This is a genomic window from Oleiphilus sp. HI0123 (genome assembly GCF_001635315.1).
Genome location: NZ_LWGE01001242.1, coordinates 1 through 6636, shown reverse-complemented (window position 1 = coordinate 6636; position 6636 = coordinate 1). Strand labels below are relative to the sequence as shown.

The 6636-nt window shown below is 42.8% G+C and carries 8 protein-coding genes; 3 read left to right on the top strand and 5 right to left on the bottom strand.

The window, feature by feature from the left end; all coding sequences use genetic code 11:
* Nucleotides 1-306 (bottom strand): SDR family oxidoreductase (locus A3761_RS14535; protein ID WP_156491859.1); only part of this gene is annotated, 306 nt, incomplete at its 3' end.
* A 290-nt stretch (nt 307-596) separates the two neighbouring features.
* Nucleotides 597-1034 carry a thioesterase family protein gene (locus A3761_RS14530; protein ID WP_068516029.1) on the bottom strand — a complete coding sequence of 146 codons (438 nt, stop codon included), beginning with the start codon at nt 1032-1034 and terminating at the stop codon, nt 597-599.
* A 133-nt stretch (nt 1035-1167) separates the two neighbouring features.
* Here A3761_RS14530 and A3761_RS14525 point away from each other — a divergent pair, with 133 nt between their 5' ends.
* Together A3761_RS14525 and A3761_RS14520 are read left to right on the top strand one after the other, a co-directional pair.
* Nucleotides 1168-2088 carry a LysR family transcriptional regulator gene (locus tag A3761_RS14525; RefSeq protein ID WP_156508895.1) on the top strand — a complete coding sequence of 307 codons (921 nt, stop codon included), beginning with the start codon at nt 1168-1170 and terminating at the stop codon, nt 2086-2088.
* Between the two features lie 121 nt (nt 2089-2209).
* Complete coding sequence (locus A3761_RS14520) at nt 2210-2935, top strand: START domain-containing protein (protein ID WP_068516025.1); 726 nt, start codon at nt 2210-2212, stop codon at nt 2933-2935.
* A gap of 37 nt (nt 2936-2972) precedes the next feature.
* On the opposite strand, the gene A3761_RS14515 is transcribed toward A3761_RS14520, so the two are convergent.
* The 3 genes from A3761_RS14515 to A3761_RS14505 form a co-directional block, all read right to left on the bottom strand.
* Entirely contained in the window at nt 2973-3209 is a 237-nt protein-coding gene (locus tag A3761_RS14515; protein ID WP_156491858.1) for a hypothetical protein, read from the bottom strand.
* A gap of 146 nt (nt 3210-3355) precedes the next feature.
* Nucleotides 3356-3556 carry a hypothetical protein gene (locus A3761_RS14510; RefSeq protein WP_068552953.1) on the bottom strand — a complete coding sequence of 67 codons (201 nt, stop codon included), beginning with the start codon at nt 3554-3556 and terminating at the stop codon, nt 3356-3358.
* A gap of 3 nt (nt 3557-3559) precedes the next feature.
* A complete protein-coding gene (locus A3761_RS14505) occupies nt 3560-4693 on the bottom strand; it encodes a methyl-accepting chemotaxis protein (RefSeq protein WP_068552952.1) in 1134 nt (377 codons plus the stop codon).
* A 620-nt stretch (nt 4694-5313) separates the two neighbouring features.
* Between A3761_RS14505 and A3761_RS14500 the strand changes: the two genes are divergently transcribed.
* Nucleotides 5314-6351, top strand: a complete 1038-nt coding sequence (locus A3761_RS14500; protein ID WP_068516016.1) for a metal-dependent hydrolase — start codon at nt 5314-5316, stop codon at nt 6349-6351.
* Nucleotides 6352-6636: the final 285 nt, after the last annotated feature.

The following is a 6636-nucleotide window of genomic DNA, read 5'->3' as shown; positions in this document are numbered from 1 at the left end:
TGGTACAGCTTCAAATAAACCAGTGCGATTAATACCTGCACAATGCAAGGCTATCGTTGGTAATCCCACATGACACGCCGCTTCTGAAACTACTTTAAGCAGGCCATCCAGGTCTGTCACATCGGCTTCGTAATAGGCAATACCCTGACTGGAGTTATGCCTTAGATCCTCAATAAGCGATTTTGCCTGCTCATCAAAATTAAGGTCGAATAGTGCCAGGTTGGCACCATTTTTTGCGTAGCGCCGTGCGATTTCCTGGCCAATGCCACTCGCTGCACCGGTGATATAAATTGTTTTTTGATTCATTAGTGTGCTGCCTCTGATCCTTGTTTTTTATTAGTCATCGAAGCTTCCGGCGCGAAGGCATCCTCATCGATACAGAGTATCTTGGGTAGTTCCCTTCTATTGCATAAACCGGTAGATTGGCATTACTAGAGCACACTTTACCGTCTTGGGTAAATACCATATCGCGTAAGAAGACCATGTGAGTGGGGCTAAGGAAACTAATAAAGTAGGCTAACGCACCATACAACACAGTCTATATGAGACTAATAGCGACATTCAAAACCTGAGCGATTAAGAACACCACTAAAGAATCAGACCTCTACTAGCGCTTCTATCAAATACAGCTCTTTAATCTTTTCAGGCAACTCAATTATCTTTCTCGCTTCAAGGTCCATCCAGCCCACCACACAACGATGAACTGCCGATAGTTCACCATTGGCCTTATAGATATTTTGTAGCATCTGCACAGTTTTGGTAAAACCTGTTGGCTCACCTGGCTCCACTGTTACGCGCAACTCATCACCTATATTAACTTCGGCTTTGTACTCAGTCTCTTCCTTAAAAAGAACGGGGCCTACATTATGTTGCTTAAACCACTTCGCCGTCATACCGATCTCATTAAGAAACGCAACTCGAGTATGCGCACACAGATCAGAATAAGCAGAATGCCTCATATGCTGATTCGCATCACAGTCAGCCCATCGCACTTCAATAGTCTTTTCATATAACGCTTCAGTTTGCTTGCTCATAACGACCTCTTTACAACGAGTGATCAAAAAATTCGAGTTCAGTATGCAGGCAGAGAACACATAAATACAATTCATTATTATTATGTATGTTATGATTTTAAATTATACCAATAGCTGTGGGTTAGCCTTGCTCATGAATCTAGTCACACTTCGCCAGTTCGATCTGAATAGCCTTGTAGTATTAAAACTGTTGCTGGAAACAAAGCATGTCACACGGGCGGCAGAACAATTAAACCTCACACAATCAGCAGTTAGCCGAACCTTGGGTAAACTAAGAGAAGCCTTTCAAGACCCATTACTTGTGCGCTCTGGAAAAGGTTTATTACTGACTAAGAACGCTGAACAACTGCTTCCCTTAGTGAATCAGGCACTCGAGCAAATCAGTGTTTTACTTGACCCTATCGAGTTCAGCCCTAAAGATTACGAAGGTACCTTAAGACTTGCAACGACCGACTATGGCACTAATAACCTATTACCAAAATTAGTTCCGCTATTGCAAGAAGCCGCACCAAAGTTAAGTTTATCAACAGTTGATTGGCGCTCAAGCCTACTCACTGAGCTTGAACATAATCAGGTAGACCTGATGATTGGTGGCGTCACCTCTCCACCCGATAACATACACCAACGCATCGTTGCTCAAGATAACTACGCAGGCGTTATCAGGAAGTCTCATCCCTCTGAAGGAAAGATAGACTTACAAGAATATATTGGGATGAACCATATCGTAATTAGCTCCTCAGGCACCAGCAAAAGTCCGGTTGATGACTACCTTAAAAGCATTGGTCAACAACGAAAGGTCGCGCTCACGGTGCCACACTTTTTTGCTGCGCTGGAAATCATCGCCGCGACCGATTATATGATTCTGTTACCCAGTGGTTTTATTCGACGTTATGTCGACCAGGATAAGTTTACCGTCGTTAGCGCTCCTTTCCCCATTCCACCCTTAGAGATCGCCATGTTTTGGCACGCACGGATGCACCATGACCCAATGCATCGTTGGTTCAGACAGTTTATCTATGACAAACTTTATGCGCGGCATGATAGATATAAATAACCACATATCGAGACATATTCCTTGTATCACGTCAGTAAGAAACAATGCCGAGCAACTCACATTACTGGTCTAAATTTCAAAGTAAAATGATTTAGACACTGCTTAGTTAGGTAATAAATTCATGAAACATACTGTACTTTCTACCGTTCAATATTTGATGGTCACATTAAGTATTTTTTCTACGACCGTCTCTGCTGAGCTTGAAGCCTATCGAACTGACCTCCCTCCGGCCCTGGACGATAGCGGTTGGGACTTAATGCTAGAAAAAAATGGCATCAAGGTGTTTACCCGCGACTGGCCGGGCAGTGACTTTATTGCCTTTAAAGCAGAGCAAGTGGTGCAATCAAAGCTATCTAATATTGTTGCCAATTTCTCTGATATCAAGACCTTCCCTGAATGGGTCAAAGACATGGTAGACGCATATGAAATCGAGCCCTTTGACGATGAACGTTCCAGAAAAATCTATATGAGAATGGGTTTACCCTGGCCACTGGCTGACAGAGATATCGTCGCAGGCCAGCAACTAACACAGGAAACTGATTCAAAAGTCGTTCGAATTAAAGAATGGTTTGAAGGCGATGCTCTACCCAAAAATGAAGGTGTTATTCGAACACCTAAAGTTAATAATGAACTAGTACTGATTCCTGAAGGCAACGAGAAAACCAGAATCGTCTGGCAAGGGCATACTGAGCCGGGTGGTTTTATTCCGGCATTTATTGTGAACTTTCTATTGGAAGATGTCTTCTACGAATCTGTCTTAAACATGAGACATCGTTTTGAGTCACCTGAATTTCATAAGACTTCTGACTGGGTAATTAACTATAATGACTCGGGAACTGAAAGCTAAGAAAGATGGGATTGCGTTGCCTGTTGGGTTGATGGACTTAGAAGTGCTGAAGACAGACGCCTATTATCTTCTGTTTGATCCAACTTACGACCCCCATACCAATAGCACGCGTTTGCCCAATCGCTTCAATTGTCTCAAGCAATTCCTTCCAAATAACATCTAACCCAGAGTCACGACCAAAACTAAGCATGGGTAGATAACTTTCTGCTTGATTTTCTATCAGGTACAGCAAGTTGATAATAAGCCGATTGTGCTGTTCAATATTGTTAGTCACTGCTTTCTGCTGCCAACGAAACGACAGACGTTTCCAGTGAGTTGAGATACCTTCGAACAACTGATCCTCTATAATTAAGGGGTGGTCGTTCTCAATTACTCGCCACTGATTATCGACTCGTTGCTTCGCCTGCCTGACAGCATTATCTAAAGACCGATCACCATGAAGATAACCCGTCTTAGGCCTCGATGTTGCTGAATGAATATAAGTAATACCTTTAAGTTTTTAACCAATCCAATATTGGTATACAAGGCCTCAATGTGCTTACGTTTTTTACTGCTCATCGCCTTAACACAAACAAGCACCCCAAGAATAATGGTGACGAACGCTATTAATAAACCTGACAAACTTTACTCCTTCTCTATACTAGCTTGTGAGCGTTCAGCGCGGTCTGCAAGATACTCTGCAACCTTAACTGTCTCATCTGCAATGACGGAATTGTCATTTGCCCTACCTAATAAAGCCTCAACATTTTCGGAGATTTCACGCGTTGCAATATTCTGTTGCTCCGTTGCTGTCGAAATCACGAGCATTTTGTTTGTAATGCTATCGATCATATTTGCGATCGTTCCCAAAGAGCCTTCAAGCTGGTTGATACGCGCAGCGTTATCTTCTGCAGCACGCATTACCTGACAAGACTTATCGGTAACGCCTACCATTCGTTTTTGCACATTATTGATGCTTTCGGTTATTTCATTAGCTGACTCTCTAGAACGAATTGAAAGACTTCGAACCTCGTCTGCGACCACAGCGAACCCTCGCCCATGTTCGCCTGCTCGCGCCGCTTCTATCGCAGCATTAAGCGATAGCAAGTTAGTCTGCTCCGATATATCAATGATGATTTTCGACATCGCTGCGACATTGTTGGTATGCTCCAACAACTCTGTAACCAGTACCTCACTTTCTTTAGATAAACCGACCATACGGCTTATTTCATTTGTGGCAGATTGGGCCTCAGCGATACCTTCAGTTGTCTGCTCACGCGAGCGTTCTATGTCGTCGTGAACATATTTGATTTGTGCCGCTACATCTTCCACACTCTGACTCAACTCAGTCACAGCCGCTGCTGATGAGGTAATCGAAGCCTTTTGCTCTTTTGCATTGGTTGATGCCGACAAGGCACTAATTGAGAGTTCTCTGGCCATATGAACAAACTCAGCAAAGTACTCCTCCTTGCTTTGTTCTGAGCGTTCATGGCTAAGTAAATAATCCTTGAAGGCTTTTAGGCTTTCATCTTTACCTAAACCCTCTAAAGGTAAATCGCGATACTGACTATCCGGAAGTTGAAGCAAATGCGCTAACTGCTGCAATGCCTGAGCAGAAGCACATTGCCAAAGCATCAAAGCAAGAGCAATGACACCAAGCAAGGCAATAAGCAAGGCATTCCAGGTAACACCTGAAATAAAAATGCTAGCACTCACACAGGCAAGGGACATGACAATAAAAACAAAAGTATGTTTAGGATAACGCCGAGCAGTAGACATAACTTTCTAGACCCATTCTTTTTCCTGATTTAAAGGACAATAAATGTCATCAACATCAAAGAAGGGGCATAAGCCATGCCCACTAGTAAAATCACATCAAGGCAGACCACTTAACACTAAGCTAATCAATTGTTTTCATTAAGAAAATTAATATGTAACAAGATGTACGTAAGAAACAGAAATACAGGGGAGTGCTATTTAAAGTGCGACAAGGAAGAGTCACGCCCAAGCAAAGTGCAATGATTACTTGCAGAATTGAAGATGCAACGCAATGGTGCTAACAGACTAAAAAAGCCTGCGAGGTGAGCGGTGGCACAATTCTGAGAAAGTTAAAACTTTCCGTCCTAACTGAAAGGAAGAACGCGTGTTATAAGTACCGAGTTCCTTAGCGTTAGATAGCGCCTTAACTCTAATTGCATCAAGGGTTTCTTTGGATTCTATTAACCTAGCCATAGTGTCACCAATCTCTCATCAACAGTTTTTAGGAACAACACTAGGTATTACGTCAATGTTTAGTATTTGGATCACATATTATGTGATCTATATTTGGTCATCTAGGTGTATCATGGGAGTCGTAAACAGTAGATAAGTAAGATATATAGATGTGAAAGAAGACAAACATGGACTCACTAACCCAAGCAGCACTAGGCGCCACTGTTGGCCATACATTATTAGGTAAACATATCGGCCGTACAGCTCCAATTATCGGGGCAATTCTGGGGACTTTGCCAGACCTTGACGTACTTATTCCTTTTGGGGGCCAAGTTGAAGACTTTACCTATCATAGAAGCTTTAGCCACAGTCTGATTATCCAGATCGCTGTGGCGCCCCTACTAACATGGTTAATACTGCACTTTCGCCCAAGCTATCGTCCAATATCCAAGCAATGGTTCATTGCGATTCTCGCGATTTTTTGGACTCACTCCCTACTCGACGCCTGCACCGTATATGGCACTCAATTGTTCTGGCCGCTAACAGAGCACCCCTTTGGCTTATCAAGCGTATTTATTATCGACCCATTCTATACGCTGCCGCTTTTACTTGCGCTGTTTCTCGCCTACAGGAATACTTGGATTTCAAAGAAAGCCACCATGATCACCACCTCAGCTTTCGCTATTTCATCGCTATACCTATGCTGGGGCGTCTTTGCAAAACATATCGCGGAAGAGAAAATTGCCACCGCTTGGCTCAATCAGAAAGGAACAAGCAAAGTCGTATCTACCATCAGTACACCTATGCCATTGAGCTCTTTCTTATGGCGAATAGTGATAGATGAAGGCGATCGTTACAGCATCTCACATGTGAGTATTTGGGAAGACACGAATACAATCGAATTTAAGACCTACCCTAAAGGCACCGAGTTATTAAAAGGCTTAGAAAGCCATTGGGATGCCCAACGACTGGTATGGTTTACCAAAGGTTTTTACAAAGCTGAAACTCGTGAAGATCGAATAGTCATGTCTGACCTAAGAATGGGCGTTGAAGGCGCTTATGCATTCAATTTCGCCATTGCAGAACAAGTAAACCAAGATACTCAAGTATCGACTATTTCGCCTATCAAAGCCATACGTGTCAACGATTCACTTGATTGGACAAAGCTTACATTACTGTGGGACCGACTTTGGGACTCAAGTGTTTCACTGCATCCGCAGCAGTAAAAGGGGACGGAGGGATTATAAAGTAATCAGTTAACGGATTTTTAGTTGGTACAGAACTCTGATTAAAAAAGAATCCCTCAGTCCCCTTAAAGCAGCTTAGTTGAATCAGAGCGCTACTTATTGGAATGTTATAGATATATTTAGCTAAATCCAGTAGTCGCCAATATGGTTGAAGATCCAGGTGATTATTATTGGTCAAGTTATCAGTGTAATGCTTTAGGTAAAGTATCAGGGTTATTGAACCCGCATAAAGAGTATTTGGCACTGGGCAAGTCGACTGATGAA

Bases quoted from the DNA above. Each gene is read 5' to 3' on its own strand.
- A3761_RS14530 (WP_068516029.1), bottom strand. From the start codon at position 1,034: ATGAGCAAGCAAACTGAAGCGTTATATGAAAAGACTATTGAAGTGCGA.
- A3761_RS14505 (WP_068552952.1), bottom strand. From the start codon at position 4,693: ATGTCTACTGCTCGGCGTTATCCTAAACATACTTTTGTTTTTATTGTC.
- A3761_RS14500 (WP_068516016.1), top strand. From the start codon at position 5,314: ATGGACTCACTAACCCAAGCAGCACTAGGCGCCACTGTTGGCCATACA.
- A3761_RS14525 (WP_156508895.1), top strand. From the start codon at position 1,168: ATGAATCTAGTCACACTTCGCCAGTTCGATCTGAATAGCCTTGTAGTA.
- A3761_RS14520 (WP_068516025.1), top strand. From the start codon at position 2,210: ATGAAACATACTGTACTTTCTACCGTTCAATATTTGATGGTCACATTA.